Genomic DNA, 23,900 nt, shown 5'->3' with positions numbered 1-23,900 from the left:
GTATTGACACCTTCCTGAAGATCGCCTGATTCGCCCCGGAATACGGGCTCGCTTTGGCAGTTCCGACCCGCGAACGGTGCGATCCCTTACATTGGAGTAAGCAATGTTCGCAATGCTCATGAAGTGGATGAAGGCGCGGCGCATCCTACCCTCCATCTCCGATACCGAACGCCAGGCGCTGGAGGCCGGCTCGGTCTGGATCGACGGCGACTTCTTTCGCGGCAACCCCGATTTCGAACGCGCCCTGCGCGAGCCCTATTCGACGCTGCCAGCCGACGAGCAGACGTTTCTCGATGGGCCGGTCGAGGAGCTGCTCAATATGGTCGATCGCTACGAGGTTGCGCGCACGCGTCGCATCCCCGACGAGGCGATCGACTTCATCAAACGCAACGGCTTCATGGGCCTGCTGATACCCAAGCAGTATGGCGGCCGGCAGATGTCGACGCTCGGCGTGTCGACGGTGCTGGCCAAGCTCAACACCTGGAACTCGGCCGTCGCCACGTTCGTGACGATTCCGAATTCGCTGGGCGCTGCGGAGCTCATCATCCACTACGGCACGCAGGCGCAGAAGGACCACTATTTGCCGAAGCTCGCGAGCGGCGAATACGTACCGTGCTTCGGCCTGACCGAACCCACCGCCGGCTCGGACGCGGCGAGCATCAAGGCCGACGGCCTGGTGTTTCGCGACAACGACGGCGAGATCAAGATCAAGCTCAACTTCCGCAAGCGCTACATCACGCTGGCACCGGTGGCGACGCTCGCGACGCTGGCCTGCAAGCTGCGCGATCCGGACAACCTGCTCGGCAAGAACGACGGCAAGCACGACGATCTGGGCATCACCTGCGTGATGATCCACAAGGGCACGCCGGGCTTCACGAACGGTGACCATCACGAACCGATCGGCGATCCGTTCTACAACGGCCCGCTGATCGGCAAGGACGTGGTCGTGCCGCTCGACAACATCATCGGCGGCCCCGAATACGCCGGCAAAGGCTGGCTCATGCTCATGCAGCAGCTGGCCGGTGGACGTGCGGTTTCGCTGCCTGCGGGCGCGGTCGGCAACGCCAAGGCCGCCGCCGTGGCGACCGGCGCGTATTCGATGGTGCGCCAGCAGTTCGGTATCCAGATCGGCCGCATGGAAGGCGTCGAAGAGCGTGTCGGCCGCGTCGCCGCACTCGCGTACATGATCGAGGCCGCGCGCATCTACGGCTGCTCGGCGATCGACAACGGCGAGCATCCGCCGGTGGTCTCCGGCGTGCTCAAGGCCTACACGACGCGCATCAGCCAGGAAATCATCATCGACGGCATGGACGTGTTCTCGGGCGCCGGCGTCATGCAGGGGCCGAACAACATCCTCGGCATGGCCTACAAGAGCGCGCCGGTCGGCATCACGGTCGAAGGCGCGAACATCCTCACGCGCACGCTGATGATCTTCGGCCAGGGCGCCACGCGCTGCCATCCGTATGCGCTCAAAGTCGTCGAAGGCGTCGAGAAGAACGACGTCGCGCTGTTCCGCGCCAACCTGCTCGGCTGGATCGGCCATTTCATCATGGGCATCCTGCGCGTGGTCGTACGCGGACTCACGCGTGGACTCACGGTCTCGGTGCCCGATGTCGAGCCCTCCACGCGCAGCTACTACCGCCGCCTCGGCTGGGCTGGCTCGCGCTTCGGCTTCATGACCGACCTGGCGATGTTCGCCATCGGCGGCAAGCTCAAGATTCGCGGCAAGCTCACGGGCCGCTACAGCGATGCCCTCGCCTGGATGCTGCTGGGCCTGTCGACCTTGCGCCGCTTCGAGGCCGAAGGCCGGCGCGAGGAAGATCTGCCGCTCGTGCATTACGCGCTCACGCATGCGCTGCACCAGGTGCAGGAGGCGTTCTCGGGCATCTATCGGAACTTCGGCGGGCCGGTCGGCTTTTTCCTGAAGTATTTCGGCGGTTTCTGGCTGCGCCTCAACCCGATGGGCAGCGCGCCGACCGACGAGCAGAGCCGCCGCGCCGCGCTGTGCATCCAGAACGCGAACGAGCAATGGCAGCGCCTGGCCTACGCGGTCTATCTGCCGAAGAACGAGAAGCTCGGCATGGGCCGCCTGCTCAAGGCCTTCAGGCTCGTTTCGATCGCGCATCCGGCCGCCGAGACCATCATCAAGGCGCAGAGGGCGCGCAAGCTGCCGCGCGGCTACCTGCCCGCCGAAATCGCCGACGAGGCGCTCAAGGCCGGGCTCATCGACGCCGCGCAGGCCGACCAGCTCAAGGCCGCGCTGGCCGCGCGCATGGAGGCGATCGAAGTGGACAGCTTCACGCCCGAGCAGTATTTCGCGACCGTGACCGAGCAAGGCGGCCTGCAGTACGGCTCCGGCAAAGACCGCGCCGCAGCCTAGGCAGTCGCGCCGTTTCCGCCGGTTCTCCGAGCGGACGTCCGAAGCGATTTGGCTTCGGGCGTCCGCTTTTTGCTTGAGACCTCGTTCTGCTTTGCAGACACTCGCCACCGGGAGTTGTCGGCGGGTCGTGGGGAGCCAAGGGGAATCGAGGCGCATGGACGAACATCAAGCGGACCCGTCGGGAGAATGGACACCGGTCCAGCAGCTGCTCGACGAATTGCTGGACCTGCCGGCCGACCTGCGCGCCCAGGCGCTCGCGCGCAGCAGCGCGAGCCCGGTCGTGATCCAGCGCGTGCGCGATCTGCTCGCCGCGCTCGAAGGCTCGCCGGACTACCTCGAATCGGCCATCACCGCGCCCAGGTCCAATGCGTCCGCCCCGGCCTCGCTCGCCCAAGGCGCGATCGTCGGCAGCTGGCGCATCGAGCGCCTGCTCGGCCGCGGCGGCATGGGCGAGGTCTACCTGGCCGCGCGCAGCGACGGCGCCTTCGAGCAGCAGGTCGCGATCAAGCTCGTGAGTCCGGACGCGGTCGCGCATCTCGATCGCTTCCACGCCGAGCGGCGCATCCTGGCGAGCCTCGAACACCCGGGCATCGCACGCCTGCTCGATGGCGGCGTGTCGGCGGATGCTCGTCCGTACATGGTCATGGAATACGTCGACGGCCAGGACATCGTCAGCTGGTGCCGCGACCGCAGGCTCGATCTCGGTGATCGCCTGTCCCTGTTCAACAAGGTCTGCGCGGCCGTGCGCTACGCGCATTCGCGGCTCGTGGTGCACCGCGACCTGAAGCCGCGCAACATCTTCGTCACCGCGCGCGGTGACGTGAAGCTGCTCGATTTCGGCGTCGCCCGCATGCTCGAAGCCGAGTCCGACGCGGCGCGCACACAACCGCTGCTGACGCCCGAATACGCCTCGCCAGAACAGCTCGAAGGCGAGCCCGTGAGCCTGGCGACCGACGTCTACGCGCTCGGCCTGCTGCTGTTCGAACTGCTCGCCGGCGTCAGTCCCTGGGCCACGCGCAATTCGTCAATGCCGGCGCTCGTGCGCCGCATCCTCGCGGGCGATCCACCCGCGCCGAGCAAGATCGCGGCTCAACAGGAATCGCCCCCCGTCCCGGCGAAAGCGATTCGCGGCGATCTCGACGCCATCGTGCTCAAGGCCCTGCGCCGCGAGCCCGAGCGCCGCTACGATTCGGTGGCCGCGCTCGCCGACGACCTGCGCCGCCATCGCGAGCATCAGGGCGTGCTCGCACGCAGCGGCGAAACCGGCTACCTGCTGCGCCGTTTCCTGCGCCGGCACTGGGTGGTTTCGGCGTTCTCGTTCGCGCTCGTGCTGAGCATCAGCATCGGCCTGCTCGCAGCGCTGCGTTATGCGCGCGAAGCCGATCAGGCCCGCATCCACGCCGAGCAGGAGAACGATCGCATCGTCGCCGTGCTGTCGTACCTGCAGCACATGTTCAGAGAAGTGAGCTCGGCACCGTCCGATCAGCCCGCGAGCATGCGCCAGGTGCTCGAGCGCAGCGCGAACGAACTCGCGACCTCGTTCGAAGGCAAACCCGACGAGAAGGCCGCCGCGCTCAGCGTGATCGCGGACTTCTACATCGAGATCGGTGATCACGACGCAGCCGCGCCGCTGCTCGAAGAACTGCTCGCGAGCCTCGGCGACCAGCCCGGCGAGCAACGCGCCCACACGCAGCTCGAGCTCGCGACCTGCCAGCTCTACATGCGCCGGCTCGACGAAGGTCAGCAGAACATCGAAGCGGCCGTCGCCTGGTTCGCGGATTCGCCCGCCCCCAAGGCCGAAGTCGACCTGCTGCGCGCCTATGACATCCAGGCCAAGCTGCTGTGGGAACGCGACGAGCGCGAGCGTTCGATCGACATCTGGCGCCGCATGGTGAGCCTGAGCCGGCTCGTCAACGGGCCTGATCACTATCGCACCGCGGGCTATCTGAATTCGCTCGCCGTGCGCCTGCTCGACACCGAAGGTCCGCAGGCCGCGCTCGAAGCCGGTGGCGAAGCCTGGTCCATCATGGAGCGCACGCAGCAGCAGAACACGGTGATGGGCCTGGCGGTCGCCAACGGCTACTCGATCGTGTTGCGCGAAGCCGGCAAGCCCGATCAGGCCGAAGCCGTGCTGCATCAGGCGATCGCGACGATGCGCACGCTGTACGGGCCTTCGGCGAGGCTCGTCGCGCTCTACTTCAATCTGGTCGTCGCCCAGCTCATGCAGGACAAGACGCGCGAAGCACTCGACGCGATCAACGAAGTGGAAGGCCTGCTCGCCCAGGGCGGCGTCACGCTCAAGCCCGACAGCGAAGGCATGCTGCGCATGAGCCTGTCGCGTGCGCGCGTCGAATCCAGGCTCGGCAATGCAGGCGAAGCGCGGCGCGTGTTCGATCGCGCACAGCCGGTCGTAGCTCAGAGCTACAAGCCCGATTCACCGACCTGGCTGATGGCATCGACGGTCGAAGCCGAGGTCTTGTTCGCGGAGAAGCGCAGCGTCGAAGCGCGGCAGGCGCTGCAACGCGTAATCGATGTCTACGCGAGCGGAAAGGCCGGCCCGGCTCCGCCGGATTTCGAGCCGGTGCGAAAGCGCATCATGGGCAAGTGAGGCAGCCTGCCCGGCAGGCGATCCCCGGCGCAGAAAGTCAGACGCGTTCAGGCATCCGTCGACAGTATTGCCAATGAATTTCCGTAGCCGATCACCAGCGTCGAAGCGATCAGCATTGCGATGCCCATCCACACGCGTCGACGCACGAAACGACTGGAACCCGCCCATTCCTTGAGCGCGAATCCCCACAGCGTCGAGAACACGATGATGCTGGACATGTGCAGCGTCCAGCTCGAAAAGCCGTATGCCCCCATCTGGCTCTCGCCCATGGTGTAGAAGAAGAACTGGAAGTACCACAGCGTGCCGGCAGCCGCGCAGAGTGCGTAATTGCGAAGCAGTGGACGCGGCTCATCACCTGCGCTGCGCCGCAGGAACTCACCACCCGTGCGGTTGCGCAGGATCAGGTAGAAGCACCAGACGAAGTTCGTCGCGAATCCGCCGAGCAGCACCACGCACAACACCGGCAGGCCTTGCCAGATCGGCGCGGTGCCGGCCTGCAAGCTCAGCTGGCGTATCGGCTCGCCCGCCGCCAGTCCGAACGCAAAACAACTGCTCATCACACCCGAGAAAATGGCGACCGCAATACCCTTGCGGAAATTGAAATCGGTGACGCCCGAGCTTGTAGCGCCGTGTGCGGATTCGCGTTCTTTGGCGCGCCCCGCGGAAGCGACGACGATGATGCCGAGCACGGCAACCGCGATGCCGCACAGAATCACGCGACCGCTGGCGCTGGCGACAAGCGCACCGAAAAGCCCCTCCATGATGGGCGGCCCCAAGGTGCCGATCACCGTCGTCAGGCCCAGCGCCACCGCCATCCCGAGCGACATCCCGAGATAGCGCAGCGTCAGCCCGAACGTCAGCCCACCGAAGCCCCACAGCGCGCCCCAGAACCAACACATCAGCAAGCTGCGACCGGGCGTCGAGGCCAGCACCGCATACAGATCCTGAGTGCGGAGTGCAGCGAACAGCCAAGGAGACAATACCCAGCTGAAAATTCCGCCGACCAGCCAGAAAATCTCCCAGGACCAGCGACGCACCCCGGTGTAGGGCACGTAGAAACTGGCGGATGCGAGCCCGCCCAGCCAATGGAACATCACGCCCAGCAGCGGATTCGGCAGCATGCAGCTCTCTCCTCGTTCGTCGGTGCGTGATCGAGTGATCCGCGCGGACGGGTTTCGTCTTATTGCGGGCGTTCGGCGCTGGCGCGCCAGCGTGTCTTGTATGCAGACAGGTCCACCGGCAGCGGCACGGCTTTTTGCAGCGACATCACAGGTTGCAGCGAAGCGGCGAGCAGACGCAGTGCGCCGTAGGCCACGCCGTCGTGTGCTCCGCCGACATACACCGGACAATCGGGACGCATCGTCGCCAGTGCGCGCACATACACGTCGCACTGCGCGAAGCGGCCCTCGATGAGCAGGCACTCCCGCGCATCGATGAGTTCCAGCAGGACGTCGGTCATCAGCGCCGCATACAAGCCCGCCGCCGCACATCGCTCAGAGGCCGACGCGGGCTCCACGAGCCAACGCCCCCGATGCGCTGGATAAGGCCCGACGCCGGGTGCCCAGTTGGGGAGCGCCATGACGTCGCGAGCCAGCAGCGAGGGAATCGCATCCAGCGCCGCGGCCTGCTGATCCGTTTCGCCGATACCGCCGAGCACTTCCAGTTCGCGCCCGCCCATGAAACGCGCCGAAGGCACCAAGCCGGCGTCGACGTCGAGATTCATGAGGCAGTCTCGCCGCTCGGGTAACGAGGCGATCTCAAGCTTGGCGGCGGTAGCCGGCAGTCGCATCGCGACGAACCAGGTTCCGGTCGAGACGACCGTCGCTTCATGCCCGGCAATTTCGGCATGACCGCGCGCAGCCAGCAGCGCGGCATTGGAATCGTGCAGGCCGCAGAGAATCTGGACGTCGGACGACAGGCCGGTGCGCGCCGACCATTGAGCCGACAGGGTTCCGATCACATCGCGGGCATGTCGCAGCGGCGCAAAGCGCGCGGCCCAGCCGCGTTGCTGAGCCAACATCGACGGCCGTCCAGCGAGTGGCATCCACAGATCGCTGTGGCAGCCGAAGCTGCTGATTTCGGACACCGCCACGCCGCTGAGTTTCCATGCCCAGAACTGCGGCCACGGCAGGATCAGCGCGTCACCGCTCAACAAATCCGGCCACTGCGACTCCAGCCAGTGCAGCTGCACGCCGAGGTTCAGCCCGCAGGGCAGCGCTGGAGAGCCAGTGAGTGCGAAAGCGTCGCGATCCTGATCGTAGCGAGCGCGCATGGCCGGCGGCGGCTTGTCTTCATAGTCCGGCACTGCGCAGGCCAGCCGGCCGTCACGAATCACGGCCGCCGCAGCGCCATGCCCCACCGGAACGATCGCGGCGACCGGGCCGAGCTTCGCGAACTCGACCAGCACGTCAGCAACCCAGGCCTCGATGCCCTCCGTGTCGAGCGCGCGATAGCCGGCCGCCGCCAGTGAACGGTAATTCGGCCGCGCACGTTGCTCCAGCAGACGGCCCTGAGCATCCCAGAGACTGAGTTTCGCCAGCGTCTTGCCGACATCCAACACGATCACTCGGCCCGGCAGCACAGGTCCTCCTTTCATTTTAATGATTGTTATTGATTTATTTTTATTTAATTTGATTGATAAAGGCAAGTTAAAAGATTAAATTTGAAGCATGAGCACTGCCACCATCGCCACCGCCTTCGCCATTCCCTCTCATCGCTGGTCGGCGCAAGACGCCGCCGGGCTGACGCCGGAGGGCTTGCTGCTGTACCGATCCAATTTGCTCGGCTCCGATCTGACCGTGACCAATTTCGGCGGCGGCAACACCTCGGCCAAGCTGGTCGGCCGCGACCCGCTGACCGGCGCCGACGTACCGGTGTTGTGGGTCAAAGGGTCCGGCGGCGACATCGGCTCGATGCGGCTCGATGGCTTCGCGACGCTCTATCAGCAGCGACTGCTCGGACTTGAGCGCTTGTACCGGGGCGTCGAACACGAGGACGAAATGGTCGGCTACCTGCCGCACTGCACGTTCGGACTGAACCCGCGCGCGGCCTCGATCGACACGCCGCTGCACGCCTTCCTGCCGTTCGCGCATGTCGACCACCTGCATCCGGATTCGGTGACCGCGCTGGCCGCATCCAGCAATGGCGAAGCGGCGACGCAAGAGGCCTACGGCGGCGAAGTCGGCTGGATCGGCTGGAAACGTCCCGGCTTCGACCTTGGCCTGCGCCTGCGCGATTACGTGGCGACGCGGCCCGGCCTGCGCGGAGTGGTCATGGCGGGCCATGGCCTGATCTGCTGGGGCGACAGCGCCGAGTCCTGCTACGACAACTCGATCGCGCTGATCGCGCGCGCCGCGGAGTATCTGAACGCCCGTCTTTCCAGCGGCCCGGCGTTCGGCGGCGCGGCCATTGCGCCGCTGCCTGCGGACGAGCGCGCACGCATCGCAGCGCAGCTGATGCCACAGCTGCGTGGCCTGATGAGCCGGGAGCGGCCGAAAGTGGGGCATTTCAGCGACGATGCCGAAGTGCTGGAATTCACCGGCAGCCGCAACTTCCGCCGCCTGGCCGCGATCGGCACCTCCTGCCCCGATCACTTCCTGCGCACCAAGATCGCGCCTCTGACCCTGGATCCGCAGCGCATCGACGACAGTGCGTATCTGCGCGACGCGATCGCCGAATACCGCGCCGGCTACGCCGCCTATTACCAGCGCTGCACAAAACCCGGCGATCCGGCGATGCGCGACACCAACCCGGTCATCGTCTTGCTGCCCGGCGTCGGCCGCTTCAGCTTCGCCGCCGACAAGACCACCGCGCGGCTGGCCGGCGAGTTCTATGGCAACGCGATCAATGTGATGCGTGGAGCCGGTGCGATCGGCGACTACGTCGGCCTCGATGAGCGCGAGGCCTATGGCATCGAATACTGGGCACTCGAAGAAGCCAAGCTGCAACGCCTGCCCAAGCCCAAGCCGCTGGCGGGCCGCATCGCCCTGGTCACCGGTGCGGCCGGCGGCATCGGCGCAGCAACCGCGGCACGACTGCTGGACGAGGGCGCCTGCCTGATGCTGGCGGATCGCGATGCGGTCGCGCTCGAGAAAGTGCGCGCCGGCTTCGCCAGGCAATACGGCGCCGACCCGGTGCGCGCCACCACCTGCGACGTCACCGACGAAAGTCAGATCGCGGCGAGCTTCGCCAGCTGTGCACGCGAATTCGGTGGCCTCGACATCCTGGTCGCCAACGCCGGCCTGGCCTCGTCCGCGCCGCTGGAAGAAACCACGATCGATCTGTGGCGACGCAATTACGGCGTACTCGCCGAAGGTTATTTCCTCAGTGCGCGCGCCGCGTTCCCGCTGATGAAACAGCAGGGCGGCGCGATCGTATTCATCGGCTCCAAGAACGCGCTGTCGGCCACACCGAACGCTTCGGCCTACGCGTCGGCGAAAGCCGCTGCGGTGCATCTGGCGCGCTGTCTTGCATTGGAAGGCGCGGCCAGCGGCATTCGCGTCAACGTCGTCAATCCGGACGCGGTGATCCGCGGCTCGCGCATCTGGGACGGAGACTGGCGCAAGGAACGCGCACAGGCCTACGGCGTCGATTCCGGCGACGAACTCGAACGGCATTACCGCGAACGCAGCCTGCTCAAGCGCGATGTGTTGCCGCAGGACATCGCCGAAGCCGTCCTGTTTCTGGCATCCGACGCATCGGCAAAGTCCACCGGAAATATCATCAACGTCGACGCCGGCAACGCCCAGGCGTTCACGCGCTAGGAGAGAGACCTCATGAGCCCCACCGCCCCGCCCCTCAGCCGCGATCTGATCGACAGCCTCAACGCGCAGAACCTCGCCGCGTTGCAGGACGAATACCACAGCCTCGGCCGTGTACTGGAACGCCGCGGCTGTGCCATCGACGCGATCAAGCAGCGCCTGCTGAGCTTCTCGCTCGCACAACCGAGCTGGGGCACGGGCGTGGGCGGCACCCGCTTCGCGCGCTTTCCGCTGGCCGGCGAACCGACCCATCTCAACGAGAAGCTCGAAGACTGCGCGGTAGTGCAGCAACTGTCGCGCATCACGCCGCGCGTGTCTCCGCATTTTCCGTGGGACAAGATCGGAGATGCGCGCGCAATGCTCGAACGGGCGACGAGCCTGGGGCTGCGCTTCGACGCCGTGAACTCGAATACTTTCCAGGACGCCCCGCGACAGGCGCTGAGCTACCGTCACGGTTCGCTGGCGCATACCGACGCAGCGGTGCGTGCACAGGCGGTCGAGCACAACATCGAATGCATCCGCGTGGGCGAGGCGCTGGGCTCGAAGGCGATCACGGTCTGGATCGGCGACGGCACCAACTTTCCGGGCCAGCAGTCGCTGGCCTCGTCGCTGGATCGCTATCTGGAGTCCGCCGCCCAGATCTACGCGGCGCTGCCGCCCGGCTGGAGCATGCTGCTCGAACACAAACTCTACGAGCCGGCGTTCTACTCCACCGTGATTTCGGACTGGGGCTCCAGCATGCTCGCCGCACAGCAGCTTGGACCACAGGCGCGCTGCCTGATCGATCTGGGACACCACGCACCCAACGTCAACATCGAGCAGATCGTCGCCCGTCTGCATCGCTTCGGAAAACTCGGCGGCTTCCACTTCAACGATTCCAAATACGGAGACGACGACCTGGATTCCGGCTCGATCAATCCGCACCAGCTGTTCCTGGTGTTCAACGAGCTGGTCGAAGCCGAGCTGCGCTCGCCCGCCGACTTCGACCCCGCCTACATGATCGACCAGTCCCACAACGTCACCGATCCGATCGAAAGCCTGTTGTCGAGTGCGGATGCCATCGCCGGCGCTTACGCCCGCGCACTGCTGGTGGATCGCGCCGCGCTGACCGAGTACCAGCAGGGCAACGACGTGATGATGGCGTTCCAGACCCTGCGCCGCGCCTATAATGTCGACGTCACGCCGATCGTGGCGATGGCACGCTACGAACGCGGCGGCGCGATCGACACGATCGCGGCCTATCGCCAAAGCGGCTGGCGCCCACGCAAGGCACGCGAGCGTCGCGCGACATCGGCCGGCGCCGGCATCGTCTGAATCCACTCTGCCCTCACCGATCACCCACATGCATTCCGCCGACCGTGAACGAATGATCCTCCAGCTGCTGCAGCAGCGCGGCTTCGTCGCGTTCCAGGAGCTCGATCGCCAGTTGCAGGCTTCACCGGCAACCTTGCGACGCGATCTGGAGAAACTCGAAAACGCCGGACGCATCGTTCGTGTGCGTGGTGGCGCCAGGCTGGTCGGCGACAGCAGCAGCGCATCGACTGCCGAGATTCCGAAGTTGAGCGGCGTGCCGTTCCACCAGAACGTCGCCCGCCACCATGAGGCCAAGCTGGCGATCGGCCGCGCAGCCGCCGCACTGTGCAAGCCGCGCGAATCGGTGATCATCGACGGCGGCTCGACCACGCTGTGCATGTGCCCGCATCTGGAATCACTCGAATTGCAGGTGCTGAGCAATTCGCTGCATATCATCGATGCGCTGCTGCCGCAGACTGGAACGCGAATCGCGATCCCGGCGGGCGCGGTGTTTCGCGAGCAGAACATCGTGCTGTCGCCGTTCGAGGACGACGGCATGGGCCGCTATCGTGCGTCGCGCATGTTCATGGGCGCGGCCGCCGTCGGCCGCCACGGCGTCATGCAGTCCGACGTGATCCTCGCGCAGGCCGAACGCCGGCTGCTGGAGCGCGCCGACGAACTCGTACTGCTGGTCGACAGCAGCAAATTCGAAGCGCCCACCGGCCATGTCATCTGCACGCTCGACGAGGTCGACATCGTCGTCACCGACCGCAATATCCGCGATGAGCATGCGCGCATGCTCGAGCAGGCCGGTGTGCGCCTGATCATGGCCGGCCTCGAGGACTGAGGCTCAGCGACGAACCGAAGCGATAGCGCCCACCCGCGGCGCGATAGACCGCCTCGGTGCCATCCATGCGAAGAAACTCCGCGCCAGCGGGTGTGGTCTTCGGCTGCGCACCGGCGGTCGCGACCCAGATTTCTGCGACAGCTCCGACCGGTACTTCGACCTCCAGCGAATACGCCTCTGCGCTTCGCTGCCATTGCGACGAGACCGTGCCGTAAGGCGTTTCCAGGCTCGCGCTGACGCGATCGAGCCCGTCGGGCAAGCGTGGGCGGATCACGATTTGCGCATAGCCGGGGCTGCCCGGACGAATGCCGGCGAGGCTCTGATAGAACCAGGAGCTGATCGATGCCCAGTAGTGATGATCGTAGGAGCGCGACGACAGCTCCCAGCCTTCGGCCATCGTCGACAAGCCATTGTCGATCCAGTAACCCCAACCCGGGAACGTGGTGCGTGTCGCGACCCGATACGCCGTGTCGGCATGGTCGTAGTCGCTGAGCAGCGTCATCACGTAACGGCCCGCGTAGACACCCGTAGTCGCAAGTTGATACCCCTGCGCGACGACGTCGTCGTTCAAATGCTGCATCACCGCCACCGCCTGTCCGTCCGGCACCAGGCCGAAGGCGACCGCGAGGATGTTCGGCGTCTGCGCGTATTTCGCCGGTGTGCCGGCGATCGCCGGCATGCGGTAGATCTGCGCCTGCACATCCCAGTAGCGCTGGTTGTAGGCCTCACGCACGCGCGCCGCCAAGGCGCTGTATTGCGCTTGCTCATCCGCGCGGCCGAGTAGCGCCGCGCTGCGCGCATACAGATCCAGCATGTGGAAGTAGTACGCCGCCGCAGTCGCATCGATAGGCCCGACCGGCTGCGAACGCAGCGCGGCGATGATGCCGCCCTGCGGCATCGGGTAGGCGTATTCGCCGAGCAGGAAGTTGCCCGCGTTCTTGTACGCGAGCGCGCTGCTGAAGTAGTTCGCGGTGTAATCGAGCAGTTTCTTCTGCGTCGCCGCCATGTCTTCGAGAATGCGGCGGTCACCGCGCAGCTGATAAAGATCCCAGGGCAGCACGAACGTGGCCGCATCCCAGGACGGGATCGCACCCCAGACCATGCCCCAGCCCGGCGTCTTCTCGTAACCGTAGAACGGTGTCGCCGGCACGATCACCGGCATTTCGCCCTTGTCCGATTGCGCATCGCGAAAATCGGCGAGCCACTTGCTCCAGACACGCGCGGTATCGAAATTCAGCGCCGAAGCCAGCGCGGAAGCCTGGGCGTCGCCGGTCCATCCGTTCTTCTCGTAGGTCGGCGTATCGGTCTGGTTGCCGTGCATGTTGTTGAGCACGGTGTTGCGCGCCGCCGCCTGGATCTTGTTGAGTAGATCGTTGGAGCTTTCGAAACGACCGTTCGAAGCCACCGAGGAGTGCACGATCTCACCGCTCAAGGCCTCCAGCGTGGGCTTGCCCGGCCAGCCTTCGACCTGCACGTAGCGAAAACCCTTGTAGCTGAAAGCCGGACTCCAATGCTCGATGCCGCGGCCTGCGAGCGTGTACTGGTCTGTTTGCAGTTGCGCGTCGACCAGGCCGCTGGCGATCTCGACTCCACCATCGGCGCCGACGCGTTCGGTCTGGATCATGCGCACCGTGTGACCACGCGGGCCCGACACTTTCAGGTTCAGACGTCCGGCGAAGATACGGCCGAAGTCGTATACGAAAACGCCGGGGCGCAGTTCGCGCATCGCGATTGGTCGCAGCGTCGCAACGGCTGCGATCGGCTCTTGCGTGGCCGCAACGAGCCGGCCTCGCGGCCCGGATACCAGCGCCGCCGGTGCCCAGCTCTTGTCATCGAAACCGGCTTCGAGCCAATGCTCGGGCGCGAGTCGCGCGTCATAGCGCTCACCCGCATAAACCGAATCATGACGTGTCGGCCCATCGATGCTGCGCCAGCTCTCGTCGCTGGCGACGACGATGCGCCGGCCATCGGCGTAGTTCAGTTCCAGTTGTGCCCGCAGCGTCGGCGCAGCACGCCAGGGCACCATGTGCCAGTACCATTCATTGGGTTCGGTCACGCTGTACCAGCCGCGACCGAGTTCTGCGCCGATCACATTCGCGCCAGAACGAATCAGCGCGGTCACGTCGAAGCTGCGATACAGCACGCGCTTGCCATAGTCGGTGTAGCCGTCCTGCAAGGCCTCGCCGACCTGCGTGCCGTTGAGTTGCAATTTCGGCAGGCCGCCGGCAGCGACATACAAACGTGCCGAAACCGGCTTGCCCGGCGCATCGAACACACGGCGCAGCAATGGCGCCGGTGCTGCGATCGGCAGAACCAGATCCTTGTCCGGCACGCCGGCCGCGATCTGCAGGCCATCCGCGACCAGGCTGCCGCCGCTGAAAGGATTCACCCCATCCGCAAAGTCGGTGGCGAAACCCTGCTCTGCCTCCACTTTCACCGCATGCACGATCGCCGCATTCGGCTCGCTGGAAACGAAACCGATCGTGCCGCCATCGCTACGCGCATTGTTGTACGTGTCCAGCACCGCGCCATCGAGCGTCGTGACGATGCGGTTGCCGCGCGCTTCGATGATCAGCTGATGGCGACGCGAAGCCCAATCCGCCGGCGCGTCCGCGACCGGCACGGTACGCAGGTTGACGACATCGACTTTCGCCGCGCTGCCACCGGAATATCGCCGCTGTTGCGTCATCAGCACCGGCCGGCCATTGTCGACACCGATATTCCACAAGTACGCATCGCCATAAGTCTTGCCGACGGGGCGCGCGCGAAACAGCAGGCCCAGCGATTTGCCGGTCAAGGTGAAATCGACGGCGATGCGGGCATCGCTCCACTCGTGATCCAGCGTTTGCCGGCCGGCGATCCATCGCGCAGACCAGTCCGACGACTGCAGCAGTCCCATCTCCCAATACGCGGGCTCACTCCAGTGCGAGACCCGATCGTTCGCATCCCAAACCTGCGCCTGCCAGAAATAGCGGCGGCGTGATTCCAGCGGTGGGCCGGAATACGCGACCTGCACCCCATTCGCCGACAGCTGCTTACCGCTGTCCCACAACGGCGCGCTGTCGAATTGCGCAGCGGAGGCTGCGACACGGATACGATATGCGGTCTGTTGTCCGCCGCCGAGATTCGTGGGCAGCTTCCAGGCAAGTCGCGGCTGCGGGGAATCCAGTCCCAGCGGGTTCGCCGCGTACTCGGTACTCAGTGCGTAAGGCGCGGTCGCCGAAACGGCTTCCGCAGGGTTCTGCTGCCGAGTCGAGCCGACGGCGCAGCCCAGCAGCAGCGATCCGATCGTCATGACAAGCCCGATCGCCAGCCACGGAATTCGTCGATCAGTCATCGTGAGCTCCCGAGCGGCTCAGCCGCCTGCACCGACAACGCCCTGCGCCTGCAGCCAGACGCGGAAGTCGTCGGTCCACCGATCGCTGGCCTTGCCCTGCTGTTTCATGCCGAAGCCGTGTCCGCCACTGTCGTAGAGCTTGTATTCGACCGGCCGGCCAGCCTGCTTCCAGGCCTTGACCACGGGAGGTGTCGAAAACGCGGTCAGCACGTCGTCCTTCGCTGCGGCGATGAACAGCGGCGGCGCATCCTCGACCAGCTTGTCGATCGCCCAAGGCCCGGTATACAGCGCCGCCGCATAAGCTGGCCGGTCGGCCGCGTCGACCTGCTGACAGACGCCGAGCGTGACCACCGCACCCGCGGAGAAACCGATCATGCCGATGCGCTCCGGCTTCAGGGACCACGACTGCGCCTTGGACTTGAGCAGCTTCATTGCTTGAACGCCGTCGGCGATCGCCGGTGGTGCCAGCTTTTGCATTTCCTGCACGATGCCCGGCCCGAACAAGGGCGCCATTAGCACGCCGAGTCTGGCGTTGAAATCCTCGTCGCTCACCGGCGTCTCCATGACGCGATACCGCAGCACGAACGCGGCAATACCCTGCGCATTGAGCCACTGCGCAACTTTCTCGCCTTCGCTGTCGATACTCAGAAAACGAAAGCCACCCCCTGGTGCCACGATCATCGCCGCACCGGTGGCGATCGCCGGATCGGGCCAGTGCACTTCGAGGCTGGCCGCGGTGACGTTACGCACGATAGCCTCACCCCAAGGCGCTTGCGTGTCGCGCTCGCTGGACGCCGTACCGGCTGCGTCCGGTGACAGCATGATGCGAGTGCCCTGCGCGGGACGCGCAGGCTGTGCCGGTCCCGACTTGGACTCCGGTTGCGTCGCAGTCGCCATGCAGCCTGCGAGCAAGGTGATGACCAATGCCATCAGCAGCGTTTTTTTCACGGTGACGGTTTCCTTCATTGCGAAGACTTCAGAAGCGCGCATCGAGCGTCAGGCCGACGAAACGGAAAGACTCGGTGCTCAGCGCATGCCCCGAGGTCTCGATGCCCGGCGAACTCAGCGCCGACAGCAGATAAGGCGCGTAAGTGAACTGCGAATAGCGCTCGTCGAACAGGTTGCGCGCGAACAGTGCGACGCTCCAGGCATTCTGCGGACTGCGTACCCCGATGCGGGCACCCACGATCGCGTGCGCGCCGGACTCGGCTTCCGGATTGCGCGAGGCGACGAAGCGGATGTTCGAGCGATACACCACGTCGCTGGAGACGAAGCCGTTCCACTTCAGGTAGGGCAGCGCATGTTCGTACTCACCCGACAGCGTGAACTTCCAGCGTGGTGCGCCGGTAAGCTGCGTGCCCTTGACGTTCTCCTGATCGTCTTCTTCGGGCTCGGTCTCCGGGTTGTCGCCGCACTGCGGGCCGGGCACCGTCGTCGAGCACTGCACGTAGTAGCGCGGGTATTCCACCGGGTTGTACAGCGCGGCGCCGGTCAGGGTCAGCCCCGCAATCGGCTTGCCGAACAAATCGATCTCGATACCCTGCGTCACGATCTTGGGAATGTTGTTCGGCGTCGAGGTGCCCTGCGCGTTGAACGTGGACGACTGGAAATCCTTGATGCTGGTGTGGAACAGATTGAGGTTCGCAAAGAAGCCTCCCCACAGCAGCGTCTTGAAGCCCAACTCGTAATCCATCGGATACTCGGGCTTGACGATCGAGATCGACGCGGGCGCCGGCAGCGCGGCTTCGCCCTGCGCGAGATTCAAGGTCGGCAGGATGCCCGGCGGATTGAACACCACCTGCGGGCCCTTGTAGCCGTGCGAGACCGTCAGATAAGCCATCGACACCGGCGTGACGTCGTACTGCAGGCCGGCACGCCAGGACAGATTGTCGACCTTGTCGGCACCGCTCAAGGGATCGTTCATCGGAATCAATGCCGGTGGCGTCGGCATCAGCGAAAGCCCGACACCGATCAGCGAAACCGAGGTCATCGAGATGTCGTCGTGCGTGTAGCGCAAGCCGCCGATCACACGCAGCGAATCGAACAGGCGATAGGTGACCTGCCCGAACACCGCCGAACTTTTCAGCGAAGCGTCGTACTGGTTCGGATTGTTCAGCGAGACCAGATCGTTCAAGCACAAGCCGAGATTGGTGCAGAGCGACAGCCCGAGGTTGCCCGACGTCGCCACCGACGCGAGCGCATCGGCACCGATGATCTGAGTCAGGAAATTGTGCACATCGGAGCTCGAATAGAACACGCCGGCGACGTACTCCAGATCTTCGCCGCCTGGCGATGCGATGCGCACTTCCTGCGTGAAAACCCGGTTGTCGAACACGTTGCCGTTGTTGTAGTAGTTGCCCGGCATGCCATCGACATCGAGTTCGCCCTGCTGCAGATAACGACGGAACGAGCTGATCGAGGTGACCGTGTGATCGCCGATGAGCCAGTCCGCCTGCCCCGAAAAGCCCCAGCTCTCGTTATCGTAAGTGGTCGGATCGGCCGCGCAGGAGCGGCGATTTCCCGATGAGGCGAACGTGCCCTTGCAACCCGGGATCGGATCCGGGCCCTCGGTATCGGGGTCGTCGTAGCGCGCGTACTGCAGGTACAGCTGCTCGGTCGTCAGCACCTTTTCGTAGTCGGCGATCACGTTGAAGGTGAGCACATCGCTGGGCTCCCACATGAAACGCATGCGTCCGCCCTTGATGTCGGCCACGCTGTCTTCATCGCGCACCACGTTGGTGATGAACCCTTTCTGGTAAGTCTGTCCGCCACTGAGTCGTACCGCAGCATGGTCGCCCAGCGGCACGTTCACGGTGCCCTGCACCAATCGATAGTCGTAGGAGTTGGACAGATCGGCATGGCCAATCACTTCGAACGCCGTCGGATCGGGCTTGTTCGTGGTGATGCTGATGACGCCGGCCGAAGAATTCTTGCCGAACAAAGTGCCCTGAGGCCCTCGTAGCACTTCGATTTGCGCAACATCGAACAGGCTGACCGCCGGCGTCTTGCCGAGCACGACACCGTCCGCGACGAACGACACCGCCTGCTCGGCCGTGACACTGAAGGAGTTGGTCGAGATACCGCGAATGCTGGTGCGCGTATCCGGGTTTCCGGGTTGGCCGAACACTTCGACGGACGGCGCGGTACGCGTCAGATCCTGCACGTTGCCGATATTCTGCTGCTGCAACTGCTTGCCGCTGACCACGGTGATCGCGATCGGCACGTCCTGCAGCTTCTGCTCGCGCTTCTGTGCGGTGACGATGACTTCTTCCAGTACCGGTTCTTCCCTATCGTGCTTTTCTGGCACGGGATCGGCCGTCACTTCCTGGCTGACCGGAATCACCTTCAAAGGCTGTGTCGATGCATCCGCAGCGGCACCCGTGTAGACAGCCTCCTCGAAAACCGCCGCCGATGTCTGTGCATGGGCGAGCGGTGGATGAAGACTACTGCCGAGTACCACAAAACCGGCCGCAACAGGCAAAGCATGCGAGTAGTTCGCTCGGAACATGGGTTCTCCTCCCCAACGACAAGCCGCGCGGATCTGTCGTCCGCGGTCGGCCCGTGTAAAAGCGCGCTGTGAACGCGCTCGGCGTGCTACAGGAAGCGGGCCGTCATCAGCCCTGCGACCTGTACATCGGTTGACTGGTACTGGCGATCTCGCGCGTCATCGCGTCGCGGATCATGAATTTCTGGATTTTTCCGGTGACCGTCATCGGAAATTCTTCGACGAAGCGCACGTAGCGCGGCACCTTGTAGTGCGCGATGCGCTCACGGCAGAACTCGCGTAGCTGCGCCTCACTCATGGTCGCGCCGGCACGCAGCTTGACCCACACGCAGACTTCTTCGCCGTACTTCTCGTCGGGCACGCCGACGACCTGCGCGTCTTCGATCAGCGGATGCTTGAACAGGAATTCCTCGATCTCGCGCGGATAGATGTTTTCGCCACCGCGAATGACCAGATCCTTGATGCGGCCGACGATCGCGCAGTAACCCTCCGCGTCGATCGTCGCCAGATCACCGGTATGCATGTAGCCGTCGGCATCGATCGCCTCGGCGGTTTTCTCGGCATCGTTCCAGTAACCCAGCATCACCGAGTAGCCGCGCGTACACAGCTCGCCACGCTCACCATGGGCGACCACCTTGCCGTCACTGTCGATCACCTTGCATTCCAGATGCGGCTGCACACGCCCCACCGTGCTGACGCGACGATCCAGCGGCGAAGAGGGCGAACTCTGAAAGCTCACCGGACTGGTTTCGGTCATGCCGTAAGCGATGGTGATATCGCGCAGGTTCATGTGCGCAATCAGCTTGCGCATCACTTCCTCGGGACAGGGCGCACCCGCCATCACGCCATTGCGCAAAGACGACAGGTCGAAGCTTTTGAACTCTGGGTGCTCGACCTGCGCAATGAACATTGTCGGCACGCCATGCAGGCCGGTACAGCGTTCGGATTCGATGGCTTTGAGCGTTGCGAGTGCGTCGAAAGTCGGCGCCGGATAGATCATCGTGGCACCACGCGTGATGCAGGCGAGATTGCCCATCACCATTCCGAAGCAGTGATACAAGGGCACCGGAATGCACAGGCGGTCACCTTCGCGCAGATCCATGCTGGCACCGACGAAGTAACCGTTGTTGAGAATGTTCCGATGCGAAAGCGTCGCGCCTTTCGGCGATCCGGTAGTGCCGCTGGTGAATTGAATGTTGATCGCCTGGCGCGCATGCAGTGAAGGCTGCAACGCGAGCAGCTTCGCGACCTGGACCGGCCGCGCCAGCTGCGGCAGATCGTCGAAGCGCAACCATCCGGCGCGTGGGGCGCCACCGATCTTGATCACCGTCTTGAGCGTGGGCAGGCGCGCCGCATCGAGCATGCCAGCGGTGCTGTCCGCGATTTCAGGCGCCAGCGCCTCGATCATGCCGACGTAGTCGCTGCTGCGATAAGACTCGGCCGCGATCAGCACTTTCACACCGACCTTGTTCAAGGTGTATTCGACTTCGCTGAGCCGATACGCCGGGTTGATGTTGACCTGGATCAAGCCCGCTTTCGCCGTCGCGAACTGGGCCAAGGTCCATTCCACGCAGTTGCAGGCCCAAACCCCGACGCGATCACCCGGCGACAGCCCCAGCGCCAGCAATGCCGCCGCTATTTCGTCGACACGCGCACCGAATTGCGCGTAGCTCAAGCGAATGCCCTGATGTACCGATACCAAGGCTTCTCGCTCCGGCCAGCGTTGCACTGCGCGCTGCAATGCTTCACCGATGGTGTATTCCAGCAGCGGCAATGTCGCTACGCCGCGTACCTGACTGCCGGACATCGTCCTGTCGGCAGCGGCATCGAGATGGCGTGCCTGCTGATTCGCGCTCATCGCGGTTCTCGCTCAGCGCAGACCGCAACTGAAGTTGGCGGCTTCGTCGGTCGAGCCCTGTCCCTTGTACAGCGCGACTTGCGGGTAAGGACACAAGGGGCGCGACACTACCGGATCGCCCGGAGGCAGGCCGAGCAGACCGGCGTATTCGTTGGCGTACTTGGCCGCGATGATTTCCTTCGGTGGGGTCTTGGTTTCGACCCAGCGCTCCATTGCGGCGATCATGTCGAAGTCGTTCGGGCCGGGCCCACCGAGGCAATGATTCATGCCCGGCACCATGTACAACTGCATGAACTTGTCGGTTTCAGCCGCGCCAAGCTTGGCGCGTACGGCATCGCGATAGGCAATCGTGCTCTGCGCCGGAATCGCGGCATCACCCCAGCCGTGATACATGATCAGCTTGCCGCCCCGCTTGGCGAACGCGCGAAGATCCGGATTGTTCGACACCATGATCTTGTCGTGCTTGGCGCGCGCGATCGGCAGATCGCGATCCAGGTTCAGTTGCGCCAGTTCCCAATCCGGCTTCTCGAAGACCATGTTGCGGAAGTATTCGGTCGAGAACATCGCCGCGTCGGTTTCCGCACCGGTGAGCCACTGGTTCCATTGCGCGGCCTCCGAGCCCGGCGGGAAACCCGGATAGATCTGCTTTCCTGCCGCGGTCTTCGGCCCCGAATAAATCTTGCGCACGGCAACGACTTCGGCCGCGCTCAGACAATCATCGCTGTCGCCGGATTTGCACTGCACGGTGCCCGGGTCGAACGCACAGCGACGCGGATCGTCGAGCCAGCCATCGCTGACACCATCCAGCGCATCGCACTGCTCGAGCACCGCGTTCTGCAGCACGGTGAGTTTGGCGACCGGCAGCATGCCGTCGGGCAAGGCGTCTCGTGCCAAGGTGTTCCAGGCCATGCCGGCGACCAGCGATATCCAATCGTAGGCCGGCGCGCCGGCGATGATGCCGTCGTAGTCCTCGGGATAGCGCTGTGCTTCCATCAGCGCCTCGCGCCCTCCATTCGAGCAGCCCTGGAAGTACGAATACTTCGGCGCATTGCCGTAGTAAGCCTGCACCAGGGATTTCGCCGCGGCGGCGGTCAGATGATTGGCGCGGTTGCCGTAGTCGATCACTTTTTCGGGCTGGCCCAGCGCCCAGCCTGCGCCGGAGGCGGCGCGATCCCCCATCTGGCCGTTGACGTGTCCAGTGTCGGTACCGGCCGACGCATAACCGTGACCGACGGCATTGCCCATGAACAGGTACGGCGAGGTGAAATTGCCGGCATAACCGGCGTTGCCGGCACCCAGGAACTTGCCGTTCCATTTCTCCTTCGGCGGCAACCAGACTTCGATGCGAATATCGGACCCCGGCGTGGGTGTCAGCCGGCCCTGTACGCGGCAATACGTGTTCAACACCGGCAGCGGCGGCACGCCCTTGATGCCGAGGTCCAGCGGCTCCGGCGGTGTCATCGTACCGACGCTGTCGATGCGACCTCCAGCGAGCTTGAAATCCTTCAGAGCCAGGCAGGCGTCGTCCGCAGCGTGCGCCTGTTGCGGCAGTGAAAATGCCGACAGCGCAGCGAACATCGTCAGCGTTTTTGCAATGATTTTCATATGTCGATTCCTGAGAGGCGCGACTTAAGGCGCGCTGGTGCGCTTGGCGAACTGCTGAGCGATCGCATCGAGCGCGAGGGACGCAGCGCTGGTGATCACGATGCCCTTCTCGGAAAATTCCACCATTCGCCCTTCTTTTGCGGCATACCGTGGCCACGCCGGCTGACCCTCGATCGCCGGCACGCCAGTCCGGGCGAAGGCGATCAATGCATCGCCGAACTGCTGAGCGGCAAGCCGATCCGCATCGCCGATCTTGTCGCCGTTGGCCGCGAGATTGCCGAGCGTGAACGGCAGATCGGTGGCATGCGCCGCCCCCTTGGATGACTTGCGTTTGGATTCGACCACGTAGGCGAAACGCCACAGATAAACCGGCTGCTTCGCGGCCGCGGCGGTCGCGAGATAACGCGCCGGCTCCGTGAAAGTGACGTCGCTGGCAAAATTCGCTTCGTACGCGTCCTTGCTGCCGTAGCCCGCGATCAGCTGTGCTTCGTCGAAACCGAACTGCTCGACGAGCTTGCTGTTCGAACGGCCGAGCAAGAAGCCCGGCAGAAAACCGAACTCGTTGCTGTTGCTGCCGATCCAGTAAGGAATCTGGGCCTGCCTGCCCTGCGCGAATCCGTCGCTGACCGCAGCGGTGACGATGCGTCCGTCGATCATCGGGCCGCTGTAGGTGCCGCCGTCGTTGTCGATCAGGCTGATGCCGCCGAGCACCTTGGCCGCCGACACCGCGCGCAGTGCGGCCGCATCGTCCGAGGCGACCTTGGCCTTCGTCGCGAACTTGCGGCCCACGGCTTCCGCCGACGGCAGATTCGGCCGGTCTTCGCTCAGCTTGGGCCACGGCGAACGACCTCCGCCGGACTGCACCATGGCTTTGGCGAACAAACCCCGTGCATCGGCGGCGAGCATCAGATAGTTGATCGATTCACCGCCGGCGGATTCGCCGAACACCGTCACGTTCGCCGGATCGCCGCCGAACGCGGCGATATTGCGCTGGACCCACTGCAGCGCCGCGATCTGATCCATGAAGCCGTAATTGCCGACCGCGCTGCCCGGACTCTCCGCGCTCAATGCGGGATGCGCGAAGAAGCCGAAACGTCCGAGCCGATAGTTGAAGGTGACGATGATCGCGCCGCGCGCTGAGAGCTTGCTGCCGTCGAGTACCGCCTGGCTGCCGGCGCCGGCAACGAAGCCACCGCCATGAATCGCGACCAGCACCGGAAGCTTGCTCTTTTCGCCGGCCGAGGCGGGCGACCAGATGTTGAGATACAGGCAGTCTTCGCTTTGCGGCTGCGTTGGCGCCATCGAGTCCCACGACTGCCGATTCTGCATGCAGTCACGGCCGTAACGCGTTGCATCACGCACGCCGTCCCAAGGCTCGGCCGGCGCCGGGGCGCGCCAGCGGCGATCACCGACCGGCGGTGCGGCGTACGGAATGTTCTTGTACGAGACGCCGGCTTCGCTGACCGCGCCCTGCAACACGCCGGTCTCGACACGCACCGTGGCTGTGGTCTGACCGGTGCCCGGTACCGCAACGGCAGCCTGCCGCTCCACCGCGGTCGTCGACTGCGGGGCCGCGCAGGAGCTGGCAATGTGCAAGCTGCCCAACAACACGAACATCGACAAATGATGACTTGAAACGCGCATCCAACTCTCCTCACCAGTTCGCGGCTTAGACTCTCGGAAAGAGTCACGCCTCTTATTCACCAG

At 64.6% G+C, this 23,900-nt stretch carries 13 protein-coding genes; 5 read left to right on the top strand and 8 right to left on the bottom strand.

Going from position 1 to position 23,900, the window contains the following annotated elements; genetic code table 11:
- Positions 1–103: 103 nt before the first annotated feature.
- Positions 104–2,380 (top strand): acyl-CoA dehydrogenase, encoded by a 2,277-nt coding sequence (locus tag WQQ_RS16020; protein ID WP_007186274.1) that lies wholly within the window; start codon positions 104–106, stop codon positions 2,378–2,380.
- A gap of 154 nt (positions 2,381–2,534) precedes the next feature.
- Positions 2,535–4,988: a serine/threonine protein kinase gene (locus tag WQQ_RS23180; protein WP_007186273.1), complete on the top strand. Its 2,454-nt coding sequence runs from the start codon at positions 2,535–2,537 to the stop codon at positions 4,986–4,988.
- Positions 4,989–5,035: 47 nt separating this feature from the next.
- Here the strand turns inward: WQQ_RS23180 and rhaT are convergent, their stop codons facing one another.
- Together rhaT and WQQ_RS16005 are read right to left on the bottom strand one after the other, a co-directional pair.
- Complete coding sequence (gene rhaT, locus WQQ_RS16010) at positions 5,036–6,109, bottom strand: L-rhamnose/proton symporter RhaT (RefSeq protein WP_007186272.1); 1,074 nt, start codon at positions 6,107–6,109, stop codon at positions 5,036–5,038.
- A gap of 59 nt (positions 6,110–6,168) precedes the next feature.
- On the bottom strand, positions 6,169–7,569 hold the full coding sequence (locus WQQ_RS16005) for an FGGY-family carbohydrate kinase (RefSeq protein WP_007186271.1): 1,401 nt from the start codon (positions 7,567–7,569) through the stop codon (positions 6,169–6,171).
- An 88-nt stretch (positions 7,570–7,657) separates the two neighbouring features.
- Between WQQ_RS16005 and WQQ_RS16000 the strand changes: the two genes are divergently transcribed.
- Genes WQQ_RS16000 through WQQ_RS15990 form a run of 3 tightly spaced genes read left to right on the top strand, consistent with a single transcriptional unit; the run spans position 7,658 to position 11,888 of the window.
- A complete protein-coding gene (locus WQQ_RS16000; RefSeq protein WP_007186270.1) occupies positions 7,658–9,751 on the top strand; it encodes a bifunctional rhamnulose-1-phosphate aldolase/short-chain dehydrogenase in 2,094 nt (697 codons plus the stop codon).
- Between the two features lie 12 nt (positions 9,752–9,763).
- Entirely contained in the window at positions 9,764–11,062 is a 1,299-nt protein-coding gene (locus WQQ_RS15995) for a sugar isomerase (protein ID WP_007186269.1), read from the top strand.
- A gap of 52 nt (positions 11,063–11,114) precedes the next feature.
- A complete protein-coding gene (locus tag WQQ_RS15990; protein WP_007186268.1) occupies positions 11,115–11,888 on the top strand; it encodes a DeoR/GlpR family DNA-binding transcription regulator in 774 nt (257 codons plus the stop codon).
- Here WQQ_RS15990 and WQQ_RS15985 read toward each other — a convergent pair.
- The 6 genes from WQQ_RS15985 to WQQ_RS15960 all read right to left on the bottom strand — a co-directional run bounded on the left by WQQ_RS15985 (position 11,866) and on the right by WQQ_RS15960 (position 23,837).
- Entirely contained in the window at positions 11,866–15,225 is a 3,360-nt protein-coding gene (locus WQQ_RS15985; protein WP_007186267.1) for an alpha-L-rhamnosidase, read from the bottom strand. The genes WQQ_RS15990 and WQQ_RS15985 overlap by 23 nt on opposite strands.
- Before the next feature lie 18 nt (positions 15,226–15,243).
- On the bottom strand, positions 15,244–16,173 hold the full coding sequence (locus WQQ_RS15980) for an alpha/beta hydrolase (RefSeq protein WP_157534717.1): 930 nt from the start codon (positions 16,171–16,173) through the stop codon (positions 15,244–15,246).
- Positions 16,174–16,201: 28 nt separating this feature from the next.
- Positions 16,202–18,733, bottom strand: a complete 2,532-nt coding sequence (locus tag WQQ_RS15975; RefSeq protein ID WP_007186265.1) for a TonB-dependent receptor — start codon at positions 18,731–18,733, stop codon at positions 16,202–16,204.
- Between the two features lie 106 nt (positions 18,734–18,839).
- Positions 18,840–20,588 carry an AMP-binding protein gene (locus WQQ_RS15970; RefSeq protein WP_007186264.1) on the bottom strand — a complete coding sequence of 583 codons (1,749 nt, stop codon included), beginning with the start codon at positions 20,586–20,588 and terminating at the stop codon, positions 18,840–18,842.
- 12 nt (positions 20,589–20,600) lie between these two features.
- Complete coding sequence (locus WQQ_RS15965; RefSeq protein WP_007186263.1) at positions 20,601–22,193, bottom strand: tannase/feruloyl esterase family alpha/beta hydrolase; 1,593 nt, start codon at positions 22,191–22,193, stop codon at positions 20,601–20,603.
- Between the two features lie 24 nt (positions 22,194–22,217).
- Positions 22,218–23,837, bottom strand: a complete 1,620-nt coding sequence (locus WQQ_RS15960) for a carboxylesterase/lipase family protein (protein ID WP_007186262.1) — start codon at positions 23,835–23,837, stop codon at positions 22,218–22,220.
- Positions 23,838–23,900 lie beyond the last annotated feature (63 nt).

It is taken from the genome of Hydrocarboniphaga effusa AP103 (genome assembly GCF_000271305.1).
Classification (GTDB): Bacteria; Pseudomonadota; Gammaproteobacteria; order Nevskiales; family Nevskiaceae; genus Hydrocarboniphaga; species Hydrocarboniphaga effusa.
The sequence above is the reverse complement of the archived record's forward strand: the minus strand, read 5'-3'. Positions and strand labels throughout refer to the sequence as shown.

Bases quoted from the DNA above. Each gene is read 5' to 3' on its own strand.
- WQQ_RS15975 (WP_007186265.1), bottom strand. From the start codon at position 18,733: ATGTTCCGAGCGAACTACTCGCATGCTTTGCCTGTTGCGGCCGGTTTT.
- WQQ_RS15960 (WP_007186262.1), bottom strand. From the start codon at position 23,837: ATGCGCGTTTCAAGTCATCATTTGTCGATGTTCGTGTTGTTGGGCAGC.
- WQQ_RS15965 (WP_007186263.1), bottom strand. From the start codon at position 22,193: ATGAAAATCATTGCAAAAACGCTGACGATGTTCGCTGCGCTGTCGGCA.
- WQQ_RS16020 (WP_007186274.1), top strand. From the start codon at position 104: ATGTTCGCAATGCTCATGAAGTGGATGAAGGCGCGGCGCATCCTACCC.
- rhaT (WP_007186272.1), bottom strand. From the start codon at position 6,109: ATGCTGCCGAATCCGCTGCTGGGCGTGATGTTCCATTGGCTGGGCGGG.
- WQQ_RS23180 (WP_007186273.1), top strand. From the start codon at position 2,535: ATGGACGAACATCAAGCGGACCCGTCGGGAGAATGGACACCGGTCCAG.
- WQQ_RS15970 (WP_007186264.1), bottom strand. From the start codon at position 20,588: ATGAGCGCGAATCAGCAGGCACGCCATCTCGATGCCGCTGCCGACAGG.
- WQQ_RS15990 (WP_007186268.1), top strand. From the start codon at position 11,115: ATGATCCTCCAGCTGCTGCAGCAGCGCGGCTTCGTCGCGTTCCAGGAG.
- WQQ_RS16000 (WP_007186270.1), top strand. From the start codon at position 7,658: ATGAGCACTGCCACCATCGCCACCGCCTTCGCCATTCCCTCTCATCGC.
- WQQ_RS15985 (WP_007186267.1), bottom strand. From the start codon at position 15,225: ATGACTGATCGACGAATTCCGTGGCTGGCGATCGGGCTTGTCATGACG.
- WQQ_RS15995 (WP_007186269.1), top strand. From the start codon at position 9,764: ATGAGCCCCACCGCCCCGCCCCTCAGCCGCGATCTGATCGACAGCCTC.